The sequence below is a fragment of the Tenacibaculum skagerrakense genome (genome assembly GCF_004345825.1).
GTDB lineage: Bacteria > Bacteroidota > Bacteroidia > Flavobacteriales > Flavobacteriaceae > Polaribacter > Polaribacter skagerrakensis.
In genome coordinates this window covers 249,283-271,463 of record NZ_SLXM01000003.1, presented here as the reverse complement: position 1 = coordinate 271,463, position 22,181 = coordinate 249,283, and the positions used below count along the sequence as shown (strand labels likewise).

27 protein-coding genes are annotated in these 22,181 nt (G+C 29.4%); 13 read left to right on the top strand and 14 right to left on the bottom strand.

Features of this window, described 5'->3' with window-relative positions:
- The first annotated feature begins 133 nt into the window (after positions 1-133).
- Positions 134-1,261 carry a methionine aminotransferase gene (locus tag EV195_RS07320; protein ID WP_132794280.1) on the top strand — a complete coding sequence of 376 codons (1,128 nt, stop codon included), beginning with the start codon at positions 134-136 and terminating at the stop codon, positions 1,259-1,261.
- 16 nt (positions 1,262-1,277) lie between these two features.
- Here the strand turns inward: EV195_RS07320 and moaA are convergent, their stop codons facing one another.
- From moaA to EV195_RS07280, 8 genes are all read right to left on the bottom strand, one after another.
- On the bottom strand, positions 1,278-2,282 hold the full coding sequence (moaA, locus tag EV195_RS07315; protein WP_132794279.1) for a GTP 3',8-cyclase MoaA: 1,005 nt from the start codon (positions 2,280-2,282) through the stop codon (positions 1,278-1,280).
- Between the two features lie 3 nt (positions 2,283-2,285).
- The gene (gene moaCB, locus EV195_RS07310) at positions 2,286-3,191 is read right to left on the bottom strand and encodes a bifunctional molybdenum cofactor biosynthesis protein MoaC/MoaB (protein WP_132794357.1); all 906 of its coding nucleotides are present in this window, start codon (positions 3,189-3,191) and stop codon (positions 2,286-2,288) included.
- Positions 3,191-3,628 carry a molybdenum cofactor biosynthesis protein MoaE gene (locus EV195_RS07305; protein WP_132794278.1) on the bottom strand — a complete coding sequence of 146 codons (438 nt, stop codon included), beginning with the start codon at positions 3,626-3,628 and terminating at the stop codon, positions 3,191-3,193. The genes moaCB and EV195_RS07305 overlap by 1 nt, the downstream gene beginning before the upstream one ends.
- Positions 3,629-3,702: 74 nt before the next feature.
- On the bottom strand, positions 3,703-3,936 hold the full coding sequence (locus EV195_RS07300; protein ID WP_132794277.1) for a MoaD/ThiS family protein: 234 nt from the start codon (positions 3,934-3,936) through the stop codon (positions 3,703-3,705).
- A gap of 4 nt (positions 3,937-3,940) precedes the next feature.
- Positions 3,941-4,687, bottom strand: coding sequence for a sulfite exporter TauE/SafE family protein (locus EV195_RS07295; RefSeq protein WP_132794276.1), 747 nt, complete (start codon positions 4,685-4,687; stop codon positions 3,941-3,943).
- Positions 4,687-5,859, bottom strand: a complete 1,173-nt coding sequence (locus EV195_RS07290; protein ID WP_132794275.1) for a molybdopterin molybdotransferase MoeA — start codon at positions 5,857-5,859, stop codon at positions 4,687-4,689. Before EV195_RS07290 ends, EV195_RS07295 begins: the two co-directional genes overlap by 1 nt.
- A complete protein-coding gene (locus EV195_RS07285; RefSeq protein WP_165915700.1) occupies positions 5,856-6,443 on the bottom strand; it encodes a nucleotidyltransferase family protein in 588 nt (195 codons plus the stop codon). Before EV195_RS07285 ends, EV195_RS07290 begins: the two co-directional genes overlap by 4 nt.
- Position 6,444: 1 nt before the next feature.
- A complete protein-coding gene (locus tag EV195_RS07280) occupies positions 6,445-7,461 on the bottom strand; it encodes an XdhC family protein (RefSeq protein ID WP_132794273.1) in 1,017 nt (338 codons plus the stop codon).
- Between the two features lie 292 nt (positions 7,462-7,753).
- Here EV195_RS07280 and EV195_RS07275 point away from each other — a divergent pair, with 292 nt between their 5' ends.
- The 4 genes from EV195_RS07275 to gwsS all read left to right on the top strand — a co-directional run bounded on the left by EV195_RS07275 (position 7,754) and on the right by gwsS (position 10,318).
- Positions 7,754-7,975, top strand: a complete 222-nt coding sequence (locus EV195_RS07275) for a hypothetical protein (RefSeq protein ID WP_132794272.1) — start codon at positions 7,754-7,756, stop codon at positions 7,973-7,975.
- Positions 7,976-8,040: 65 nt separating this feature from the next.
- Positions 8,041-9,015 carry a grasp-with-spasm system ATP-grasp peptide maturase gene (gene gwsG, locus EV195_RS07270; RefSeq protein WP_132794271.1) on the top strand — a complete coding sequence of 325 codons (975 nt, stop codon included), beginning with the start codon at positions 8,041-8,043 and terminating at the stop codon, positions 9,013-9,015.
- 6 nt (positions 9,016-9,021) lie between these two features.
- On the top strand, positions 9,022-9,252 hold the full coding sequence (locus EV195_RS07265; protein ID WP_132794270.1) for a hypothetical protein: 231 nt from the start codon (positions 9,022-9,024) through the stop codon (positions 9,250-9,252).
- Positions 9,233-10,318: a grasp-with-spasm system SPASM domain peptide maturase gene (gene gwsS / locus EV195_RS07260; protein WP_132794269.1), complete on the top strand. Its 1,086-nt coding sequence runs from the start codon at positions 9,233-9,235 to the stop codon at positions 10,316-10,318. The genes EV195_RS07265 and gwsS overlap by 20 nt, the downstream gene beginning before the upstream one ends.
- 286 nt (positions 10,319-10,604) lie before the next feature.
- Here the strand turns inward: gwsS and EV195_RS07250 are convergent, their stop codons facing one another.
- From EV195_RS07250 to EV195_RS16890, 3 genes are all read right to left on the bottom strand, one after another.
- Positions 10,605-11,108, bottom strand: coding sequence for a Dps family protein (locus EV195_RS07250; protein WP_132794267.1), 504 nt, complete (start codon positions 11,106-11,108; stop codon positions 10,605-10,607).
- Positions 11,109-11,218: 110 nt separating this feature from the next.
- Positions 11,219-11,365, bottom strand: a complete 147-nt coding sequence (locus EV195_RS16660; protein WP_165915699.1) for a hypothetical protein — start codon at positions 11,363-11,365, stop codon at positions 11,219-11,221.
- Between the two features lie 225 nt (positions 11,366-11,590).
- Entirely contained in the window at positions 11,591-11,722 is a 132-nt protein-coding gene (locus EV195_RS16890) for a hypothetical protein (RefSeq protein ID WP_262708527.1), read from the bottom strand.
- Positions 11,723-11,976: 254 nt separating this feature from the next.
- Between EV195_RS16890 and EV195_RS16655 the strand changes: the two genes are divergently transcribed.
- Positions 11,977-12,138: a hypothetical protein gene (locus tag EV195_RS16655; protein WP_165915698.1), complete on the top strand. Its 162-nt coding sequence runs from the start codon at positions 11,977-11,979 to the stop codon at positions 12,136-12,138.
- Between the two features lie 15 nt (positions 12,139-12,153).
- On the opposite strand, the gene EV195_RS07245 is transcribed toward EV195_RS16655, so the two are convergent.
- The 3 genes from EV195_RS07245 to EV195_RS07235 form a co-directional block, all read right to left on the bottom strand.
- Positions 12,154-13,191, bottom strand: a complete 1,038-nt coding sequence (locus EV195_RS07245) for a response regulator transcription factor (RefSeq protein WP_132794266.1) — start codon at positions 13,189-13,191, stop codon at positions 12,154-12,156.
- Between the two features lie 96 nt (positions 13,192-13,287).
- The gene (locus EV195_RS07240; protein ID WP_132794265.1) at positions 13,288-14,256 is read right to left on the bottom strand and encodes a succinylglutamate desuccinylase/aspartoacylase family protein; all 969 of its coding nucleotides are present in this window, start codon (positions 14,254-14,256) and stop codon (positions 13,288-13,290) included.
- The gene (locus EV195_RS07235) at positions 14,256-15,668 is read right to left on the bottom strand and encodes an ATP-grasp domain-containing protein (RefSeq protein WP_207899777.1); all 1,413 of its coding nucleotides are present in this window, start codon (positions 15,666-15,668) and stop codon (positions 14,256-14,258) included. The genes EV195_RS07240 and EV195_RS07235 overlap by 1 nt, the downstream gene beginning before the upstream one ends.
- Positions 15,669-15,862: 194 nt before the next feature.
- Here EV195_RS07235 and EV195_RS07230 point away from each other — a divergent pair, with 194 nt between their 5' ends.
- From EV195_RS07230 to EV195_RS07200, 7 genes are all read left to right on the top strand, one after another.
- Complete coding sequence (locus EV195_RS07230; protein ID WP_132794263.1) at positions 15,863-16,489, top strand: hypothetical protein; 627 nt, start codon at positions 15,863-15,865, stop codon at positions 16,487-16,489.
- 255 nt (positions 16,490-16,744) lie between these two features.
- The gene (locus EV195_RS07225) at positions 16,745-17,074 is read left to right on the top strand and encodes a hypothetical protein (protein ID WP_132794262.1); all 330 of its coding nucleotides are present in this window, start codon (positions 16,745-16,747) and stop codon (positions 17,072-17,074) included.
- A gap of 73 nt (positions 17,075-17,147) precedes the next feature.
- Positions 17,148-17,639: a mechanosensitive ion channel domain-containing protein gene (locus EV195_RS07220; RefSeq protein WP_132794261.1), complete on the top strand. Its 492-nt coding sequence runs from the start codon at positions 17,148-17,150 to the stop codon at positions 17,637-17,639.
- Positions 17,640-18,056: 417 nt separating this feature from the next.
- A complete protein-coding gene (locus EV195_RS07215) occupies positions 18,057-19,448 on the top strand; it encodes an arginine decarboxylase (RefSeq protein WP_132794260.1) in 1,392 nt (463 codons plus the stop codon).
- 10 nt (positions 19,449-19,458) lie between these two features.
- Complete coding sequence (gene speB / locus EV195_RS07210) at positions 19,459-20,394, top strand: agmatinase (protein ID WP_132794259.1); 936 nt, start codon at positions 19,459-19,461, stop codon at positions 20,392-20,394.
- A gap of 50 nt (positions 20,395-20,444) precedes the next feature.
- Positions 20,445-21,158 (top strand): RMD1 family protein, encoded by a 714-nt coding sequence (locus tag EV195_RS07205; RefSeq protein WP_165915697.1) that lies wholly within the window; start codon positions 20,445-20,447, stop codon positions 21,156-21,158.
- Between the two features lie 45 nt (positions 21,159-21,203).
- The gene (locus tag EV195_RS07200) at positions 21,204-22,181 is read left to right on the top strand and encodes a deoxyhypusine synthase family protein (protein WP_132794257.1); all 978 of its coding nucleotides are present in this window, start codon (positions 21,204-21,206) and stop codon (positions 22,179-22,181) included.

Below are 22,181 nucleotides of genomic sequence, written 5' to 3'. Positions count from 1 at the left end.
GACTTTATATTCGTGAAAGAAATGTTAACGTTTTGAAATACATTAGATTAAAAAAATAGTAGCGTTCAAATCAATAAGGCGTAGTTTTTAGAATCAAAATCCTATTTTCGTATATCAAGATTTTATACCAAATATGTCTAAACTACCGAACACTTCTGCAAGTATTTTTTCTGTAATGTCGCAATTGGCTAATGAGCATAAGGCGATTAACTTATCACAAGGTTTTCCAAATTTTCCAGTAGATGGGAGGTTACTAGAAATAACTAATCGATTATTAATTGAGAATATTCATCAGTATACTCCAATGGTTGGTTTACCTTCTTTGTTGGAGAAAATTACCACTTTAACTTATAAAAATTACCAAAGAATTATAGATTCAGCTTCTGAATTATTAATTACCACTGGAGCAACACAAGGAATTTTTACTACGATTAACACACTGATTAAAAGTGGTGATGAGGTTATCATTTTAGATCCAAGTTATGATAGTTACGAGCCATCTGTTTTGGTAGCAGGAGGGAATCCTGTACGCGTTTCTTTAAATGATGATTATTCTCCGAATTTCAATAGAATTGAAGAGGCTATTAGTCATAAAACTAAAATGATTGTTGTAAATAATCCGCACAATCCAACTGGTAAAATTTGGAGTGAAGAGGATTATCAAAACTTAGAAACGATTCTAGATAAGCATTCTCAAATAGTTTTGTTAAGTGATGAGGTGTATGAATACATTTCATTTAAACACCAGCATATTTCAGTAAACACTCGCCCAAAATTAAGAGAAAAAGCCATTATAGCTTCTTCCTTCGGAAAATCATTACATGTAACAGGTTGGAAAGTAGGTTATTTAATTGCACCTAAACACTTGATGAAAGAGATTAAAAAAGTACATCAATTTTTAGTGTTTAGTGTAAATAGTATTTCGCAACATGTAATTTCAGAATATTTGAATGTGGTTGATTTTGATGAAATATCAAAGATGTATGCAAAGAAGAGAACACTTTTTCAAGATGCTTTAAGAGAAAGTAAATTTGAAATACTACCTTCTGAAGGCACCTATTTTCAGGTAGTAAACTATGGAGAAATAAGTAAGAAGAATGATACAGAATTTGCCAAAGAATTAATTACGAAGCATGGTGTAGCTGCTATTCCTATTTCTGTATTTTATGAAGATGCTACAGATAAACACATGCTTAGGTTTTGTTTCGCAAAAACAGATGAAACTTTGTTGGCTGCTGCAGAAAAATTATGTGCTATCTAATACAAAACTTTATAATTTAACCTCCAATAGTAATCATACTGCGATTATCATGATTCGTAAGGTTTTTAAAATCATTAATTGAAGTCATGCCAGAACGAACTGCCTTCTTTTTTTGAATAGCTGCTTGAATAATTGGTTCAATTTGTTGGTTTTCTCTAAACGGAGTTAACAAATCTGTTTCTGTAGTAGAAAACAAACAGTTTTTTAATTTTCCATTGGCTGTTAAACGAATTCTATTACAACTATCACAAAAAGGATTGGTTACGGTACTAATAATTCCAAAAGTTCCTGTAAAGCCTTTTATTTTAAAATTTCGAGCTGTAAAATTCTTTTCATTAGTCAACATGGTAACATTAGAAGGTAAATAATATTCTTCAACTTTGTCTAAAATATCTTTGTAAGATACTATTTTACAGGTATCCCAATTATTCCCATCAAAAGGCATAAACTCGATAAAACGAACTGTAATATGTTCGTTTTTAGTAAAATTTATAAAGTCAATTATCTCATCATCATTAAATCCTTTAATCAAAACAACATTTAGTTTCACATTAAAATTATGATTAAGAAGTAGCTTAATATTATCATAGGCTTTGTTGAATTGATCCCTTTTGGTTATGGTATTAAACTTAGCAGGAATTAAGGTATCTAAACTAACATTTATCGCTTTTAGATTGCTTTTTTTAAACGTTTCAATATGTCTATCAACTAAAATAGCATTGGTAGTTAACGATAAATGAACTGGTAATTTAGATAAAGCTGTTATAATTTCTGGAAAATCTTTTCGTAACAAGGGTTCACCGCCTGTAAGTCTGATTTTAGTTACTCCATTTTTAACAAATAACTGTGCAATATCCATAACTTCTTGTGTTGTCATTAATTGCTTTTTTGGACTTAAAACAACGCCATTTTCAGGCATGCAATACGTACATCTTAGATTACACTTTTCAGTTAGTGAAATGCGTAAATAGCTATGATGTCTTCCAAAACTATCTGTTAATATGTTTGATGATTCTTGCATTAATTAATGTCTCGCTCCAGTTAGTACTTTAAAACTATGAAATAAATGCGGTAAAACAGCGTCTAACGATTCAGCCACACCTTTACTTGATCCAGGCAATGCCATTATGATACTATTTTGAAATGTTCCTACAACACTTCTTGACAACATGGCAAAAGGCATTCTATCTTGTCCGTATCTTCGAATAGTCTCTTCAACTCCAGACAAACGTTTTTCTATAAGTGGAAGAACAGCTTCTGGAGTAACATCTTTTGGAGAAATACCGGTTCCTCCAGTAATAATGATAAGATTATTTGTTTTAACTAATTCTTTAACAGTATTTTGAATACTGGAAATATCATCAGGAATAATTATGCTTTCATTAGTAGTTATTTGAAATTGAGCAAGCTTATTTTTAATCACTTCTCCAGATGTATCTTTTCCAACTCCTTGTGAAATGGAATCAGAGCAAACAATAACAGCAGCATTAATACCTGAAGCATCAGCAATCGGGTATGAACTTTTTCCTCCTTTTTTTTCTAGTAACTTAATATTTTCAATCTCTACACCTTTATCAATAGGTTTTAACATGTCATACATGTTTAGCGCTACAACACTTGCACCATGCATTGCCTCAACTTCAACGCCCGTTTTATAGATAGTTTTTACCGTAACTTTTATTTGTATACTCAATTCATAAATTTCATATGCAACTCCAGTAAACTCTATTGGCATTGGGTGACAATCGGGTAGGAGCTCAGGTGTTTTTTTTACAGCTAATAAACCAGCTGCTTTACTCATTGAAAAAACATCTCCTTTAGGAACGGTGCCATTTTGAATTGCGGTTATTGTTTTCTCACTACTTACTTTTACAATAGCTTGAGCCGTAGCAATTCTTAACGTATTTGATTTATGCGTGATATCAACCATTATATATTCTTTTTCCATTGATGAGTTCCTTCTTCAAATAACTCTTTACCAAAAATAGGAACTTCACTTTTAACTCTGTTTACAATATATTCAGTTGCTTCATATACTTGAGGTCGGTGAGGAGCTGATACAAATACAAAAAAACAAACACCGCCTGTTTGTACAGTTCCTAAACTATGATAAATGTGCATGCAAGTAAGATTATACTTTTCAAAAGTTTCCTCTCTTATTGTATGCAATTTTTCATTTGCCATTTCTTCATAGCGTGAAAATTCAATTGCAGCTACTGTCTTATCATCAACAATATCTTTCCTTACTTGGCCTAAAAATATATTGTGTGCACCAATTTCAGTTTTAGTTTGGTGTTTTGCTATCGCATTTGCTATAAAATCTGAGGTAATTTCTCCCTGAATAAATACTGATTTCTTTTTGCTCATTTATGTTGATTCAACAATTAGTTATGAACTAATGTGTTTATTATTTTGGTTGATTATCTTGGTTATATTAAAAACTATCCGCCTGCAAAAGGAGATAGTATAGCTATTTCATCTGTTTCCTTAAACTCTAAATCAGTTTCTTTTGATACTAAGTTATGATTTACAGCTATATGAATATCATTTGATTCGATACCATAAGTATCTTTAAGAAAAGATAGTAGTTTGAATAAACTTTTCTTTTCTAATGAAATATGTTGTGATGTTGTATTTGTTCTTTCTGCTATTTCTCCGAAATATTTAACTTCCATACATCTAAATTAAAAATAATTTCACAGAAGCAATTGTTAAAACTCCCGCTAATACATATTTTAAAACCGTAACATTAAATTTCTGACTTCCATACAAGGCTCCTAAACTTCCACCAATAATGGCTACTGGAATAAAATACCACGCTTCGCTAGGAATTACTCCTCCTTTAAAATGAAAACCAATAATTCCTGCAATAGAATTCACAAAAATAAATAAAGCCGATACTGCTGCTGCTTGTTTCATGGTTCCCCAACCTAAGAGAAGGATTACAGGACTTAAAATGATTCCTCCACCAATTCCTATCATACCAGAAAACAAGCCTATAAAAGCTCCAATTAATAATGAAAGTACTAGATTATTCTCTTTTATAATTGTCAATTCTTTTCCAAAAACATTTAACATTCGTAAAATAGCAACTATTAAAAAAACACCTAAAATTTGTTTATAGAGTGTAGCATTTACAGAAATATAGCCGCCAACAAATGCCATAGGAATTGATGAAATGGCAAATGGATAAAAGAGTTTCCACTTGAAATGGTCATTCTTTCTAAAAAACCAAAATGAAATTCCCGAAACAAAAATGTTCAGTAACAAAGCTGTTGGTTTCATTACTATAGTTGGAAATGCAAACAAAGCCATTAAGGCCAAATATCCGCTAGCACCCCCATGTCCGACACTTGCATATAAAAAAGCTACAATGGCTAAAACGATTAAAAATAGAACGAGAATATTCGTTTGAAGAAATTCCATTAATTCAATTTTATATATTCGATAATTTCTCCTTTTTTTATCAAAGTTACATCATCAGGTACGACTAATAAAGCATTACAAATTGCGAAAGATTTCAACATGGAAGAAGCTTGTCCATCTAATAATGTTGCTTCACCATTTTCTACATTTCCTTTTAAAAATAAGGTCTTACCATGTATATTTTTAATATCAGAAGTAGCTACTGCAGTACTTTTAGGTAAATAAGGATTTTCTACTCCTAAAGATGTTCTTACTAAAGGAAGTACATATACATAAAAACAGCTTAAACTAGAAGCAGGATTTCCTGGTAATGCAAAAACTTTAGTGTTTTCTTTTGAGCCAAACCACAGAGGTTTCCCAGGTTTTTGATTTACTTTATAAAAAATTTCATTTACATCATTATCAATCAGTGCTTTTTGAACAAAATCATAATCACCAACCGAAATTCCACCAGAAATTAAGATGATGTCTGATTTTTTAAGATGTTTACTAATTGCTTTATAAGTTGCTTTGTACGTATCTTTTACTTTAGCTGTAGTTACTTTGTTAATTCCTAATCGTTTTAAAGCTAGTTTTAACGTAATTGAATTACTATCATATACTTGGCCTTCTTGTAGTTGATTTCCAACCTCTTGTAATTCGTTTCCTGTTACTAAAATACTAACTCTAGGTTTTTTATAAACATTAACCTCAGGAATTCCTAATCCAGCTAAAAAACCAATGGCAGCTTCATTTAACAAAGTACCTTTTTTTAATGCGATTTCTCCTTTTTGTATTTGATTACCAATAGGACGAACATTTGCGCCTTTTTCTGGTATTTTATTTATGATGAGTTGATTACCTTTACGAGTGGTATGTTCTTGCATTACAACGGTATCGGCATCATTAGGAATTCGAGAACCAGTAAATATTCTGATTGCTTTGTTTACACTTATTTCAAAATTTTCTGAGCTTCCAGCCGGAACTTCTCCTTTTATTTTAAACTCAGTATTCTCAGAATGAATAAAAGCATATCCATCCATAGAAGATTGTTTAAACGGCGGCATATTTATAGGAGATATTATATCTTCTGCTAAAACAGCTCCTAAAACCTTTTCTATAGGCTTTTTTTTAGCTGGCATTTTATCAGAAGTATTTTCAATAAGTTTTATTGCTTTAGTTACTGAAATCATAATTTCTTTGTAATCAATTTATTGTAATCTGTTATTGTATCTACATCAAACAAATCAACATCATCTTTCATTGTAAAAATAGGAAAATCATTACTGTTTAGAAGTTTTGATGCACCATTATCTCCTTCTAATTCTACTAAATTTTTAAAGTATTTTTTAGGGAATAGGGCAGGAACACCATTTCTACCATGATAGTTTGAAGTTATAATATGATTCTTTTTCTTATGTCCAATTTCTATTAAGTGTTTTAAATATTCAGAGGAAACATTTGGTTGATCCCCTAATACAATAATAACAGCATCAAATGCTAATTTTGAAATAACACCAATTCCGCAAGTGATACTTGTTGATAAACCTTTCTCATAATCATTATTTAAAATGGTAGCTATAGAATAATTTTGAATAGATTCTTTCACCGTAGTTGCATTAGCACCAAGTACACAAAAAACATGGTTATTTGGAATTTGAATAACATTTTCAATTACTTTTCCGAGTAATGTTGTGTTTCCTAGAGCGAGTAATTGTTTAGATTCTCCCATGCGTGAAGAAGATCCAGCAGCTAAAATTAGCGTAGCTATTTTCATGTTACTTTGCATGAATTTTACCAGTAAGAGTTCGAAGAGAAACAGGTGTTTTTTTTCTAGTTTCTGCAAGAATCTCTGAGATAATAGAAATAGCTATTTCTTCAGGGGTAATGGCCCCTATATTCAATCCAGCAGGACTGTATATTGTGTCTAAAAATTCCTCTGATAAATCTGGAGCATAATGAAATAATTCATTTTGTAACTGTTCTCTACGTTTTGCAGAACCTAATATCCCAATATAAAAAGGTTTTAAAGGTTCTAACTTTAAAAGATATTTTAAGTCTTTTACATAATTATGATTCATTAAAACTACTGCTGTATCGTTATCAATTGTTAACTCAGCTAATTCGGGTGATACACCAATAACTGAATTTGCTCCAGGAAAATCGGATATTAGTTTAGGATCTTTTTCAGAGGTAATTACATCAACTTCCCAACCAAGTAAACTCGCTGACATGCATAATTTTACAGCGTCATGTTCTCCACCAATTATCAACAACCTGAAACATGGTTGTAGTTTTTGATTAAATGTTAAATGACTTTCAAAAGTAGATTTGTTAAAAGTAGGAGAGAAGGTATATTCAGAATTTGTGAATCTAATTAGTGAACCAATATTTGCGGTGTAATCATCTTCTTTGAGGTAAGAAGATTCAATTTCAAACGAATCTCTGTTTTTTAAACACAATTCAAAATCATTTAAAAAATCATCTGAAATATTGAAAGGTTCTAATAGAATATATAGAATACCTTCACAGCCTAAACGATAACGTCCATCATACGTCATAACTTTTGCTACATCAGATTCAAAGACCGATTGAGCTCTTCGTTGCACTTCTTTCTCAACACATCCACCGCTAACAGCTCCAACCATTTTTCCGTCAGAAGATAGTAACATTCTAACACCTGGTTTCCTGTAAGACGAACCTTCTAAAGCTACAATGGTAGCTAGTACATTTTTAATTCCTTTTTCTTGATTGCTTTTTGCATGGTAAATAATGTCTTTGAATTCGTGAGTCAAAATAAAAATGGTTAATTAAACCCTTAAAATACATAATTATTGAATAATAAATAATGAAGTATTTGTTAATCTTTATTTCTTTTTTCAAAAGAAAAATCTGCTGGTATCATATCTGATTTACAAAAGGTTAATAATCAAAAGATAGTATTTAATCCTTTAAGAAGTAAAAAAATCTTATTACCATAGTAACAATTTTATTCCAAATGATACTTCCTATAAAGTTATTCAATTTAACAAAGGCGGATACTGAAAAGCCAAAATAGAGTAGGTAGAATATTAAATTTAAATTATTATGTCATTAGAAAAGTTTTCTGGAAAAAAAATTGAAAAAGAATCTTTATCAAGTCTTTATGGAGGACAATTGTTTAATACTGATACAAATTGTAGTACAGCTGCTACCAACAGTATGGGGTGGGATAAAGATACTGACTCAGGTGGTACTTCAACAGATACAGATAAGGAAATTGAAGATACCAATTTTTCTGGAGGATCAGGAGGTACTAACATCGAATAGAGTAGTCTTTAAAAACAAATAAATAATAAGCTAGTTAAACTAGCTTATTATTAAAAATAACAAGCATGAAGCTCATATTTTCTATACAAGGTGATTATACAACAACAATCGTATGTAAATGGCTAAGATTTTATAATAAAGCCTTTTTAAGAATAAATGGAGACAAAAACGAAGCTCAGTTTAACGAATTAAATGCTCCAAATAACCAGATTTATTTTACGGTAAATGGAGAAAAACATGATTTAAATAAATCAGATGCTATATGGTATAGAAAATCAGGATTAGGTTTGCGCCATTTTAAAGCTAATTACATGGTTAATGATAAAGATATTTTACTTGAAGAGGGATACGAATTAAGAAATATAGTAAAAGCCGAGAACAAGACCTTACTAAACTTTATCCATAATAAACTCGAACAAAAAAGAAGTATTGGCAAAAAGTATAATGCGGATTTAAATAAACTAGAAGTACTTGATAAAGCAAGTAAAATAGGTCTCTCTGTTCCTAAAACTTTTATAGTTACAAACAAAAGTCAACTTCAAAAAATAATTAACAAAGAAGGAGAATTAATAACTAAATCTATAAAAGACAACTTATATCATTTTAATGAAAAACATGGATATTATACATACACCGAAAAAGTTAGTTTAGATAATATAAATGAATTTCCCGAGAATTTTTCGCCTACATTATTTCAAAACTTAGTAGAAAAACGTTACGAGTTAAGAGTCTTCTACTTAGAAGGAAAATTTTATTCTATGTGTGTGTTTTCTCAAAATGATAAACAAACTGAATTAGATTTTAGAAAGTACAATAATGCTAAACCAAATAGAAACCTAAGTTTTAAACTTCCGGAAACAGTAGAATTAAAACTTAAAAAACTTTATGAAGAATTAGATTTAGATACTGGTTCAGCTGATATTATGGTGGATAAAAACGGTAACTATATTTTTTTAGAAATCAATCCAGTCGGACAATTCACTATGGTTTCTACCCCATGTAATTATTACCTAGAAAGAGAAGTGGCTAAAATACTTTAGGTTCAAATGGAATTAACAATAAAAAAACTTGAGTTCGATAACTCATCAACTAAAAATCTACCTCTGTGGTATAATTTCATTTTGTATAACGAAATGTTAACAGATGAGCAAGAATTAATAGATGGTATAGAAAATAAAGAATTAGGAGGATATCATTTATATGGAAAATTTAATAAACCTATTTCTAAAATGATTGATTACTCTAACATGAATTTTGATGATGAAAATGAAAAATAATTACTTTTTACTATATACTGATTGCGTTATTGTAAGTGGAATAAAAGAATGCTTAATACATGATTTAACTCGTAAGGACATTTATAAATTTCCTCAAGGGTATTATCATATTCTTCAAAAATTAAAGAAGCAAAAGATATCAGAAATAGAAAGCATATTGAGTTCAGATGATGTATCTAATTTTAAATTATTGCTTAACTTTTTAGTTGAAAATGAACTTGGTGAATATGTTGATGATATTTCACTATTTCCAGAAATGAGTACTGAATGGGATAGCCCACATCAAATTACGAATGCAATTATTGACTACAATGAGTCATCTTATGATTTAAATGATATATTCTGTCAGTTGGCACAATTAAATTGTCAACACATTGAATTTAGATCTTATTCAAAAACAGATTGTAATTTTGTGTCTGACATTATTTCTGTAGCAAATAAGTATTATTTAAATTCAATTGAACTTATTTTAAGGTATGAAGATGAAAATTTAATTGATGAAATGCTTTCGATAATGGAAAGTAATTACATAGTAGAACGAATTACTTTTTATAATGCTCCAAATAATAAAGTAAGAAAAATTAAACGCCATAATGAAAGTATTGGCTATATAGTATCTACAGAACAAGATGTAGTTTCTAATAAATCTTGTGGAATCATTAATTTTAAAAACTTTAATGTATCAGGAATTAAAGAGTATACAGAAGCTAAAAATTATAATTCTTGTTTAAATAGAAAAGTCTCAATTGACATTGATGGGAAAATTAAAAATTGTCCATCTATGTTGAAAGATTATGGACATATAAATTCGGTTGCCCTAACCGAAGTTGTAAACAATAATGAATTTCAAAAGTTATGGTTTATTAATAAAGATAAGATTTCTGTTTGCAAATCATGTGAATACCGTTATATATGCACCGATTGTCGGGCTTTTGTAGAAAATCCAAAAGATTTATATAGTAAGCCCTTAAAATGTGGTTATAATCCTGAAACTAATGAATGGGAAAAATGGTCTACAAATCCTCTTAAAGAAAGAGCAAAAAAATATTATGAATTAGTATTATAAATTCATTTTAAATTTTATTTCTAAATATAAAAAAATCTTACACTGTAAGTGTAAGATTTACTATTAAATGTACAAATGACAATCATCGTACATTTTGACTTCTCCGTAATACGTTTCTCTGTATTTATGGAGCGTGCCGACGGGAAAGAACAGAAAATATTTTTTGATATAAGTTACTCTAGCCATCAGTCTCCCCATTTTTGGTGAAAATATGTTTTCAGTTTTAGTTTTTCTTTTAATGTGAAACAACTTCATTTATTCTATTTTAATTAATTACTAAGTTATGTTATGAAAGAACAATATCTGCTCTTAATTGTTCTACCTTGTTCTTTGTCCATGCGTTTAGCATCCAACTTGTTTTTTCAAGATCTTTAATATATCCACCAATCATATCAATTGTTCCTTCATCATTCACTTTAGTAGCTTTCTTAATAACTAAATTCATTTGGTGTAATAATGTTTTGTGATCTTCTAATAAGATAAAAATCATGTCTTTATCTGTTTGAAATGGAGAGTTTTCAGATATAGTAGCTATTTTCAAGTATCTACTAAACCTACTTACTGGATGAAATTGTAATGTTAGAATTCGTTCAGCTATTTCATCAATTTTTACTCTAGCATCTTTGTACATTTCTTCAAATTTTCCGTGTAATTCAAAGAAATTTTCACCTACAATATTCCAGTGAAAGTTTCTTAATTTTTGATAGTAAATGTGGTAGTCTGCCAATAATTGATTTAATTCTTTAGCTACGATTAAATTTTCTTCTTTATTTCTTGTTAAATAGTCCATGTTTATATGTTTTATGTTAATAGATATGTTTTTTATAAAAAGTTTTGTGCTCAACTAGAGCACAAAACTTATTGTACACTTAGTACACTTTCAATGGTAAACATGAACCACTAGAAGATATTATTTGGTAGTAATAACTTCGATTGAATATTATTTTCATCTACTACTGTTAATACAATGCCTCTGTTATCAGTAAGCTTTGTTTCTCCAGTAAAATCGATGGAATTATCTAAAGTTGCGATTTCATACGTCTCCATGTTTGGCAAATTAGTTGATTGCGTTAATAATGGAGTTTCTTTATTTAATTTGTATGAAGTAATGTAAGCTTGGTCGTAATGGTTGTCGTTATCGACATCTGTCGTTACAATTTTTGTTACCTCAGGAGAAGTATTAACTCTGTCCTGATTTAATTTGTAACGGTCTTTTTCATCAAATTTTACATTCTGTTCTTTTAATGTAACAATTTTTACCTTTTTTGTAGTTCACTTATTGTTTTCTAAGACTTTCATTTTTCCTTCAGTTGAAGTTTTGATAAAGTCTGTTTGATTTACGTTTTGTTGGGCAAATAGTGCTCCAAATCCGAATACGGTTGCGGTTAAAATTAATTTTTTCATGTTGTATATGTTTTTAAATTACAAGCAAATTCTTTTTAGATGCTTACTATTTAACATCTGCAATTCGTGTGTTAAACAAATACACTACAAAAGTATGAAGAAGATGTTCTTTACTTTAACTCATTTAATTGAATGCTTAACTCATTTCAAAAAGTATTAAGTTAAGTGTGTAAAATTTGAAATGAGTCAATCTTATTATTTGGTGAGCTAACTATTTTGTTAATAGTTAACTATTTTTATATAAAGTATAAAAAATGAGACGATTAAACGGAAAAATAAAGATTCGAAGAAAAAGGTCAAAGCCTTTTAAACAAAGAAATTATTCAACAAGTAATATTATAACAACTATTGGTATAGTTGCCATGGCTGGGTTTGTAATATTAGCTATAGTACTAGAATGTTCAGATAAATATTAAAAGGTAACCTCAAAATCAAGCTATTTTTATGTTTGATTCTTTTTTATTATTTAAAAACTCACTAGGAGATAAGCCGTATTTTCTTTTGAAAATTTTTGAAAAATAACTTCTACTGCTAAATCCTATTGCATATACAACTTGAGAGATATTATAATCAGTACTATTTAATAAATCTCTAGCTTTTTCTAATCTAACATGTCTTAAATACTCAATAACTGTTCTTGAAAAAAGAAGCTTAAAACCTTCTTGTAACTTGGCTTGCGTTACACCTAATTCAAGAGCCATATCTTCAACATTATAATCTTCAGATACATTTTTTGATATTTTAGAAGCTAACTTCCTTATAAGATTTATTTCTTTTTTAGTTAAGTCGGTATCTAATTCCTTATTCTTCTTTACATCTTTGTTATGCTGTTGCATGTGTTCAGATAAAATCTGGTAAATAATACCTTCTTTCATCAAAATTCTAATCATCCCTTTTTGTTTGATAGAATTAAGTCGCTTTACTAAGTTCGAAAGTTTAAGGTTATAAGATCCAAAATAAGCAAACGTGTTTTCATGCTGTTTATCATGAAAAATATCATACAATTTTTGATTTAATACAGAAGCGTCATTAAGTCTTTTTCTGATAAATTCTTTACGACTTATTTGAATTAAATTAATATGTACTTTAATGTTTTTTTCAAAATACCCATAATTATAACCTCCATTTTTACTCGTAATAATTACAGGTTGAAATTGATCTAACTTTCTTTTTTGATCTTCTAATTCAAATCGATGAAGTGAATGTCCTTCTAGAGTATATACAAAATGAATTGGATTGAACATAGAAGTATCCATTACCAAGGAAATATCATCAAAAAAAGTGATATTATATTCTAATAAACTGCCTCCCCATTCAAAATTAATGAATGTTATGGTACCAAAAGCTTCTTTATTATTGATAGTAAGCATATATTCTCCCCATCTTTCAGTTATTTCGCCTCCAAGTACATCTTGAATTTGTCTTACAGTACCTTCAGTATCAGTAGCAGTTATGTGAATTTCTTTCATTCTTTAGTTTAATACTAAATCAAATGTAATTTTAATTTAGTTAATGTTCATTCAATTTCTTCTATACAATATATATATCTTAAAATATTGTGTTGATTACAAAATTCCTAAATGAATTATTCTACTTCCTGTTTGTCCAACTGGGTTTATACTTTTACCAATCACAATACCATCTTCTGGAGCAAAATATTCTTTTAATACTCTTCCAAAAACGTCTTTAACAGTGGCAATTAGGTCACCTTTTTGTATCCTTTGAGTTAATTGAGAATGAACCTGTAAGATACCTCCAACATGACTATAAATCCAATAAGATTTCTTACATATGATAGCTTTATCATCAGCTTCTTCAATTTCAGTTTCATACATGTCTAAAAAAGCCAAGGTATTATAAACACCAGTTAAACCTGAGCGAATCATCCCTTTTTGGAATTTATCTGGATCACCAACTTCAACAGTAATGGCATCAATACCTAAATCAGCCGCCGCACCTCTCAGCGTTCCATCTTTTGGAGGTGCATTTAATATGATTTGTGGATTTTGGATTAACGCTAGCTGTTTCGCAATTTTAGAAGATAAATCTGCTCTTACATAATAAGAGTTTATTCTTCCAAAGCTTGCCGTGTGTAAATCAATTAGATAGTCAAAGTTTTTAACGATTCTATTTATAACTCTATTGGCATATACTTGACTTCTATTTCCGTTTTCGTTTCCTGGCATAATTCTATTCAAATCAGCACCATCAGTAAAACGGCGTTCACTTACTAAAATAGAAGGAACATTAACTACTGGAATTCCAATAATGGTTCCAGATAACTTTGTTAAATCGATTGATTTAAACAATTTTTGAATAACAGGCATACCATTAAGCTCATTTCCATGCACAACCGCAGTTACCCCAAGTACAGGACCGTCTTTAGTACCTTTTCCAATAATTACAGGAATTAAAATAGGTTGTCCGACACCGTTAGAAACAATATGTAACCATCTATACGATAGTGTGTTTTTCTCATAAGAATCTAACTTGATTTTTTTGATAATCGGAATTTTTTTAAACTTCTTAGCCATTACAGAATCTCTTTGATTAATAGTTCATCGTCATTCAACGATTTAAATAATTTCTTTTTAAATCCACCTTTACTATTAATTAATTTTATAGCCATTTTATCGATTGCAATAGAAGTCAATACCGTTTGAATATAAGCTTCTACTAAATCGTCTAGTCCAATTCCTAAGTTATTGAACTCTTTTCTTTCCATTAATAATAATCTACTTGTATCAGATCCCCAACCACCTTTTTCATTTTTAAAAGATAGGTTAGTACCTAAAATATCCCATGAAGCTTTACCATCATCTAGGGTATCTTTTAAAGGTGATTTAGCTCTACGAGAATAAATAGATATTGGTTTATATCCATCTTTAGTACCGTGAATCATCATTCTAAAATCAAGTACAAAAGACTGTCCTTTTGCGTTTGGAACTGTACCTACATGATAAAATTTTCCTTCAGAAGTTGTTGAGCTCCAGTTATAATTTCCAACTAAACTTTGTACAATAAATTTATCATAATCAAAATCTAACTCCATAAAATCAGCTAATTCTTTCTCATTAACAATAGTGTATACTCCTTGACCAGCATTGCTATAAGGGTTTTTTACTACTGCTTTTCCTCCCATATTGCTAACCCATAATGGAATTTCATTTTTATTTACATCCCAAATGGTATGTGGTGTAAGAATTTTCAAGTTTTTATGCATTAGTTCGGCATTGTAAAATGAGTAGGCTTTAGAAGCAATCATTTTATTTCTTCCTCCAGCTAAGCAAACAATTGTTGGGTTTACAATTTTAGTTTTTGAGCTAATTGGTAATCTATTCCAAGGTTTTTGAGTTAAATAACGAAAAACTAACCCTAATTTTATCCATTCACCATCTACTTTTAATTGAATGTATTCACCAGATACATCAACATGGCTTTTATCTAAATGATTATAATAAGGAACTAAGTACACATTTTTGCCTAGCATATCTGCCATAGCATGAGCATAACCCGAAGCTTCCATATAATTTTTGTCATAAATAACAGCTACTGCATCAGTAACATTTTTTTTTAACATTGGCTTTATGGTTAGTTCCATGAATTTACGATAACCACCTTGCTCTTCAAATTCGTTAAGTAGTGGCATCGATTTTTGCCCTGATGGACAAGAATTATTTTCTATAATTACCATTTGTCGTTTACCTTTCTCAGTAGTAACGTGTAATAAATCGGCTCCAGATAAGTGGTAATATTGAGGTTTATATTTTAAAATTTCAATTAAATCTGCAGAATTTACTTTAGGATTTAAATGACAATAACGTTTCACTATTCGATCAGTAGATAAGTTTAAAAAGTAGCTTACCATTGGGTGTATCGTTGCATTCAGTGATTTTTCATACCAATGATTTTCAGCTTCAAAGGTACCAGGAAACACTATTTTCATTTTTTCTGACATCTTGTATCTATCTTTTTTGTTTGTTATATCAATATTACATCAAAAAATGATTTGATTTTAAAAAAATGAAATTTATTTTTCAGCTTTTAATACCAAAAACAATGTGACTTTTTTCATTAGATATTGTCTAAAATACATAATCAAAAAAAATATAATTAAACAGATACAAAATTTAATATTTTATGAAATCTACAATAAAAAAAGTAATGCTGTTCGTACTAAGTATTTTTATGTCAAACAGCTTATTAGCTCAGGAGAAAAGTGAAAAATTAGAAGGTTATTATATAGGCTACAAAGATAATCACTATACTTTTTCTTATAAAGAAGTTGCTACTGGTAAAAAGGAAACTATTCGTTTTCAATATGCAACTCCTGAAGTTATTGAAACATTTAGTTTAAAAAATGATTTTTTTGAAGGTGTATTCTTTGAAGTAACGTATTTTACTTCAAATGTAGATGGTAAATATACTTACAGAATAGTAGATTTAAAAGAACGTAAAGTGCCTAAAGTAGAGAGCGAATTAACAGACCAAAGTTCTTCAAAAACGGTAAAGCCTGAAAAATTGGAAGCTTACTTTATGGGATTCAAAAACAATAAGTATGCTTTCTCTTTTACAGAACAAGCAACAGGTAAAAAGGAAACCATATATTTTAATGAAGTTTCAGAGAGAGTTTCAAAAAATTACGACTTGCAACAAGAGTTTTTTGAAGGCGTTCATTTTGAGGTTACCTATATTACCGATACTGTAAAAGGAAATTTAGTCTACATAATAGTAGATGTTAGAGAAATACAAGAAGAGGAGGACTAAATTCAACCACTATTTCGCTTAAAATACCACATTTTAGTAGTAGAAATATTAGTTGAAAAAATATGTTATCAATTCATATATTTATTATTTTTGATTAATACTTGAGCATAAAAATAAAGCCTATGTAATATCATTTTTTCTTTAATGCCACGAGCAAAATTATAGAATAGTTTTTGCTAAAAGAACCTTGGACTTGTAGTGGCAAATATCCAAGAGCAGAGAATAAATACTGTTTATATTAAAATTTAAAGAAAAATGAAATCACAAATTATAAAATCAATATTATTAATTGTTTTAGTACTAGGCTTACAATCTCATTCATATATCGCATCTACAATTAAAAGCGTAAAAGTTACTGCTATGTTTGATGGATTTAATGAAGAGGGATATAATTTTTCATATGAAACGGATGATGATTATGTAACGATAACCTTTGATAAGGTTAAAGAAGATTTAGTAAAAAAATTTGATTTAAAAGGCGACACTTATGTAGGTGAAAAATTTGAAGTAACTTACTCTGTGTCTACAACTGAAGATGATGACGAAATTTATACTTTAGAATCATTAAAGTTAATTGAAGAATAATTAAAAAAACTTACAATATAATCATAACCTCATTCTATATTTAGAATGAGGTTTTATATTAACTAATAAACTGATGTATACTACTATTATTAAAATTTCAATACTATTATTTGTGTTGCTACTAGCAATTAACATTACCAAAAGATTAACTAAGTCATACATCATTAGAAATTCTATTGAACCGCATAGAAGAAAACTAATTTTAAACCTATTTTACCTTTTATATATCCTATCTTCTTTCTTAGCATTGTTGCTAATTTTAGGAATTGATTTTAAACAATTTGGTGTTGTTGCTTCTTCAATTTTAGCTGTAGTCGGTGTAGGATTCTTTGCTCAATGGTCAATGCTATCAAATTTAACAGCAAGTGTAATTTTGTTTTTTTACCATCCTATGAGAATAGGAGATACAATCAGAATATTAGATAAAGATTTTGATTTAACAGGCGAGGTAAAAAACATCACTGGTTTTTATGTTTTACTTTATCTTTCCGAAACAAAAAAGTATGTTACGGTACCAAATATTATTATATTATACAAGGGAATTGAACTAAAAGATAAGGTTTAATTGTTTGATTTACAGTTTTTTATTTTTTTTTGTAAAAAAACGCAAAAAAAATATTTGTATAAAAAAAAAGTATATATTTACCACATCTTATGAGTAAGTCAAATGTTACGTTTAACTTATTTCGTTAGTAACTTTTCTTTGAAGACAGAGGGTTACTTCGTGTTTTGGAAACGCAGCGAAAAAATTAAGGTGTCTTCTTTTCTACTAAGCATTTTTATGCCGCTCAACTTTTATAAACTGAGTGGTGAATGCGTGGCTTTAAGAGTCTAAACACCCTTTTTTATTTAAAAATAAGTATAGATATTTGTAGTAGTTGATCTATTATTAATTATCTGAATTTTTTTCAAATTATGCCTTTTAATACTATTTTGGTGTAGTTTGATAATGGGATTATTTTCCTAAATTTTAACTAAAAAAATGAATATTAAATACAAAGACTTTATAGAGCAAACTTTTGATTTTCCACAACAAGAGTTCAAAGTAGAAAATAACGAATTATTATTTCATGATATTGATTTAATGCAATTAGTAGAAACATATGGTGCACCATTAAAGTTTACTTATTTGCCGAAAATATCTGAAAACATTTTAAACGCTAAAAAATGGTTTCATGATGCAATTAAGAAAACAAACTATGATGGTAAATATCATTATTGTTATTGTACTAAAAGTTCTCATTTTAAATATGTATTAGATGAGGCTTTAAAAAACGATATACATATTGAAACTTCTTCTGCGTTTGATATTGATATTGTGAAGTCCTTAAAATCATCTGGTAAAATTAAAGACGATGCGTATGTATTATGTAATGGATTTAAACGTGACCAATACATTGCTAACATTGTTAGTTTAATAGAAGGAGGGCATACCAACTGTATTCCTATTATAGACAACTATGAGGAGTTAGATTTAATTTTAGATGAAACTAGTAGTAAGTTTAATATTGGTATTCGTATCGCATCTGAAGAAGAACCAAAATTTGAATTTTATACAAGTAGATTAGGAATTGGTTATAAAAATATCGTAAATTTCTACAAGAAAGAGATAGCAGCAAATCCACAGGTAGATTTAAAAATGTTACACTTTTTTATCAATACTGGAATTAGAGATACTGCTTATTATTGGAACGAACTTACTAAGTGTTTAAAAGTATATATTGAGTTAAAAAAGATATGTCCTACTTTAAATTGCTTAAACATTGGTGGTGGTTTTCCAATTAAAAACTCTTTAGCGTTTAATTATGACTATCAGTACATGGTAGAGGAAATTATCACTCAAATAAAAATAGCTTGTGATGAAGCTGGAGTAGATACTCCTGATATTTTTACTGAGTTTGGTAGTTATACTGTAGGAGAGGCTGGTGGAGCTGTTTACGAAGTTTTATATCAAAAGAAACAAAATGATCGTGAAAAATGGAATATGATTAACTCATCATTCATTACAACACTTCCAGATAGTTGGGCTATTAATAAACGTTTTATTATGCTTCCAATTAACCGCTGGAGTGATGAATATGAAAGAGTGTTATTAGGTGGACTTACTTGTGATAGTGATGATTATTACAATTCTGAACAGCACACAAATGCCATCTATTTACCAAAATATAGTAAACAAAAAACTTTATATATTGGATTTTTCAATACTGGTGCATACCAAGAAACAATTGGTGGTTTTGGAGGATTACAACACTGTTTAATTCCAACTCCAAAGCACATTTTAATAGATAAAAACGAAAACGGAGATTTAACAACACAATTATTTAAAGAACAACAAAAAAGCGAAGAATTCTTATCAATTCTTGGTTACTAAAAATTTAAAAATGGACAAAAGAAATTATGCTGGTATTCCAGATCAATATGCAAAATTAGAAAACTCAAAAATTGTAATTATTCCTGTACCATATGATGGAACTAGTACATGGCAAAAAGGAGCAGATAAAGGGCCTGAGGCTTTTTTAGACGCTTCAGAAAACATGGAATTATACGATATTGAAACAAATAGTGAAGTATATAAAGAAGGAGTGTATTTAGCAGAAACTGTTACAGAAAACAGTTCTCCTGAAGCAGTAGTAAAAACTGTTCATGAAACAACAAAAAAATACATCAATAAAAATAAGTTTGTAACCATTATTGGTGGAGAACACTCTATTTCTATTGGAACTATTAAAGCATTTGATGAGTGCTTTAACAATTTAACTGTTTTACAAATAGATGCGCATGCAGATTTAAGAAAAGAGTACGAAGGAACTCCCTACAATCACGCTTGTGCAATGTACGAGGCTAGTTTAAATACGAACTTAGTACAGGTTGGTATCAGAAGTATGGATAAGTCTGAGAGAAATTCAATGAACTTAGACAAAGTATTTTTCGCTCATGATATGGCTGTTAATGAAGATTGGATGGATGATGTAATTGATCAATTAACAGATAATGTTTTCATTACATTTGATTTAGATGCTTTAGACCCATCAATTATGCCTAGTACGGGAACTCCAGAGCCAGGAGGATTATTCTGGTATGAAACGTTAGAGTTTTTAAAAATGGTGTTTGAGCGTAAAAATGTAGTGGGATTTGATCTTGTTGAATTATGTCCTAACGAAATTGAAAAATCTTCTGATTTCTTAACCGCTAAGCTTTTTTATAAAATGTTAAGTTATAAATTCGCTAGCCAAGAGGAAGAAGACGAAGATGCTTTCTCTGATGATTACCAATCAGGATCTAAAATTAAAGACGACGAATACGACGAAGAGTATTAATGAAGGCTAATGTTATAGCATATCACTTAGAAAAAAGACTGGATCTAAATGTGATCAGAACATTGTTTCCTAACCTTTCTATTGTTAAAAGAGAACATACATTTCTTTTATATGAAATAGAAGATGATAGTTACTTATATATTAAGGATTATGGAAGCATTGTTTTCTTTAATTGTAGTGAAGAGTTTAAGAATGTCACTATTAGTTCTATTGCAAGTAAAGAGATACAACCAGAAAGTTTGCCTTCTGAAAGCTACAGTCTTTCAATAGGAAGTGAAACAGATGTTGATTTTAATACCATAAAAGTAAAAGAACTAAATGTTGATACTATTCATGTAGTTTGTTTAAATTTAGGACAATCAGTTGCCTTAATGAATTATGTGGATAAAACATCTGATTTACATGATAAGACTTTAGTATATTCTAAGCAATTAGAGCATACTGGAAATTTTAAATTAACAAAAAAGCAAATGAGAAAATTCATTGGCAAAACTATGAATCTGAAAAATAATATTGCGGAAGATTTATTTGTCTTTGAAGCTCCAGAAGTAGCATGGAATGTAAAAGAACTTTCTCTTTTAGATTATAAACTGAGAGATGAGTTAGATGTTGTAAAAAGGCATCAAGGAATAGAGAATAGTTTAAATGTAATTAAAGAAAATTTAGATTTATTCCGAGATATTCTAAATCACAAATACAGTAGTATGCTAGAATGGATTATTATCATTTTAATTCTACTAGAAGTAGTACAAATTTTTTTCTAACAACCACAATTTTTAAATAATAAAACAAAAAAGAACAAACAAAAAATGAATACGAATACACATCCAATTTCAGAATTCATTGAAAAATATTTTCTTCACTTTAATGCTGCAGCATTAGTTGATGCAGCTAAAGGGTATGAAGCGCAACTTGATAAGGGATCTAAAATGTTAGTGTCACTTGCAGGAGCAATGAGTACAGCTGAACTAGGAAAAATATTTGCAGATATTATTAGAGCAGAGAAAGTGCATATTATTTCATGTACTGGTGCCAACTTAGAAGAGGACATCATGAATTTAGTAGCACACTCACATTACAAACGTGTTCCTAATTATAGAGATTTAACTCCTCAAGATGAGTGGGATTTATTATTAAAAGGATTAAACCGTGTTACGGATACTTGTATTCCTGAAGAAGAAGCTTTTAGACGTTTACAAAAGCACATTTTCAAGATTTGGAAAGATGCTGAAGAAAGTGGTGAGCGCTATTTTCCTCATGAATTTATGTATAAGCTATTACTATCTGGAGTATTAGAAGAGTATTATGAGATCGATTTAAAAGATTCGTGGATGTATGCTGCGGCAGAGAAAAATTTACCAATGGTAGTTCCAGGTTGGGAAGATTCTACTATGGGAAATATTTTTGCTTCTTACGTGTTAAAAGGTGAGTTAAAAGCCTCTACAATGAAATCTGGAATTGAATACATGACATTCTTAGCAGATTGGTATACTGATAATTCAGAAAAAGGAATCGGATTTTTCCAAATTGGTGGAGGAATTGCAGGTGATTTCCCTATATGTGTAGTGCCAATGTTATACCAAGATATGGAAAGAGAAGATACTCCTTTCTGGAGCTATTTCTGTCAAATTTCTGATTCAACCACTAGTTATGGTTCGTATTCAGGAGCTGTTCCTAATGAAAAAATAACTTGGGGTAAATTAGATATCGATACACCAAAATACATCATTGAAAGTGATGCCACGATTGTTGCACCATTAATTTTTGCTTACTTATTAAAAATGTAA

Bases quoted from the DNA above. Each gene is read 5' to 3' on its own strand.
- EV195_RS07290 (WP_132794275.1), bottom strand. From the start codon at position 5,859: ATGATTTCAGTAACTAAAGCAATAAAACTTATTGAAAATACTTCTGAT.
- EV195_RS07265 (WP_132794270.1), top strand. From the start codon at position 9,022: ATGGAATTAACAATAAAAAAACTTGAGTTCGATAACTCATCAACTAAA.
- EV195_RS07305 (WP_132794278.1), bottom strand. From the start codon at position 3,628: ATGAGCAAAAAGAAATCAGTATTTATTCAGGGAGAAATTACCTCAGAT.
- EV195_RS07220 (WP_132794261.1), top strand. From the start codon at position 17,148: ATGTATACTACTATTATTAAAATTTCAATACTATTATTTGTGTTGCTA.
- EV195_RS07215 (WP_132794260.1), top strand. From the start codon at position 18,057: ATGAATATTAAATACAAAGACTTTATAGAGCAAACTTTTGATTTTCCA.
- EV195_RS16890 (WP_262708527.1), bottom strand. From the start codon at position 11,722: ATGAAAAAATTAATTTTAACCGCAACCGTATTCGGATTTGGAGCACTA.
- EV195_RS07240 (WP_132794265.1), bottom strand. From the start codon at position 14,256: ATGGCTAAGAAGTTTAAAAAAATTCCGATTATCAAAAAAATCAAGTTA.
- EV195_RS07200 (WP_132794257.1), top strand. From the start codon at position 21,204: ATGAATACGAATACACATCCAATTTCAGAATTCATTGAAAAATATTTT.
- EV195_RS07285 (WP_165915700.1), bottom strand. From the start codon at position 6,443: ATGAAAATAGCTACGCTAATTTTAGCTGCTGGATCTTCTTCACGCATG.
- EV195_RS07295 (WP_132794276.1), bottom strand. From the start codon at position 4,687: ATGGAATTTCTTCAAACGAATATTCTCGTTCTATTTTTAATCGTTTTA.
- speB (WP_132794259.1), top strand. From the start codon at position 19,459: ATGGACAAAAGAAATTATGCTGGTATTCCAGATCAATATGCAAAATTA.
- EV195_RS07225 (WP_132794262.1), top strand. From the start codon at position 16,745: ATGAAATCACAAATTATAAAATCAATATTATTAATTGTTTTAGTACTA.
- moaCB (WP_132794357.1), bottom strand. From the start codon at position 3,191: ATGGTTGATATCACGCATAAATCAAATACGTTAAGAATTGCTACGGCT.
- gwsS (WP_132794269.1), top strand. From the start codon at position 9,233: ATGATGAAAATGAAAAATAATTACTTTTTACTATATACTGATTGCGTT.
- EV195_RS16655 (WP_165915698.1), top strand. From the start codon at position 11,977: ATGAGACGATTAAACGGAAAAATAAAGATTCGAAGAAAAAGGTCAAAG.
- EV195_RS07320 (WP_132794280.1), top strand. From the start codon at position 134: ATGTCTAAACTACCGAACACTTCTGCAAGTATTTTTTCTGTAATGTCG.
- EV195_RS07235 (WP_207899777.1), bottom strand. From the start codon at position 15,668: ATGAAAATAGTGTTTCCTGGTACCTTTGAAGCTGAAAATCATTGGTAT.
- EV195_RS07250 (WP_132794267.1), bottom strand. From the start codon at position 11,108: ATGGACTATTTAACAAGAAATAAAGAAGAAAATTTAATCGTAGCTAAA.
- EV195_RS16660 (WP_165915699.1), bottom strand. From the start codon at position 11,365: ATGGAGACGTATGAAATCGCAACTTTAGATAATTCCATCGATTTTACT.
- EV195_RS07230 (WP_132794263.1), top strand. From the start codon at position 15,863: ATGAAATCTACAATAAAAAAAGTAATGCTGTTCGTACTAAGTATTTTT.
- EV195_RS07300 (WP_132794277.1), bottom strand. From the start codon at position 3,936: ATGGAAGTTAAATATTTCGGAGAAATAGCAGAAAGAACAAATACAACA.
- moaA (WP_132794279.1), bottom strand. From the start codon at position 2,282: ATGCAAGAATCATCAAACATATTAACAGATAGTTTTGGAAGACATCAT.
- gwsG (WP_132794271.1), top strand. From the start codon at position 8,041: ATGAAGCTCATATTTTCTATACAAGGTGATTATACAACAACAATCGTA.
- EV195_RS07245 (WP_132794266.1), bottom strand. From the start codon at position 13,191: ATGAAAGAAATTCACATAACTGCTACTGATACTGAAGGTACTGTAAGA.
- EV195_RS07275 (WP_132794272.1), top strand. From the start codon at position 7,754: ATGTCATTAGAAAAGTTTTCTGGAAAAAAAATTGAAAAAGAATCTTTA.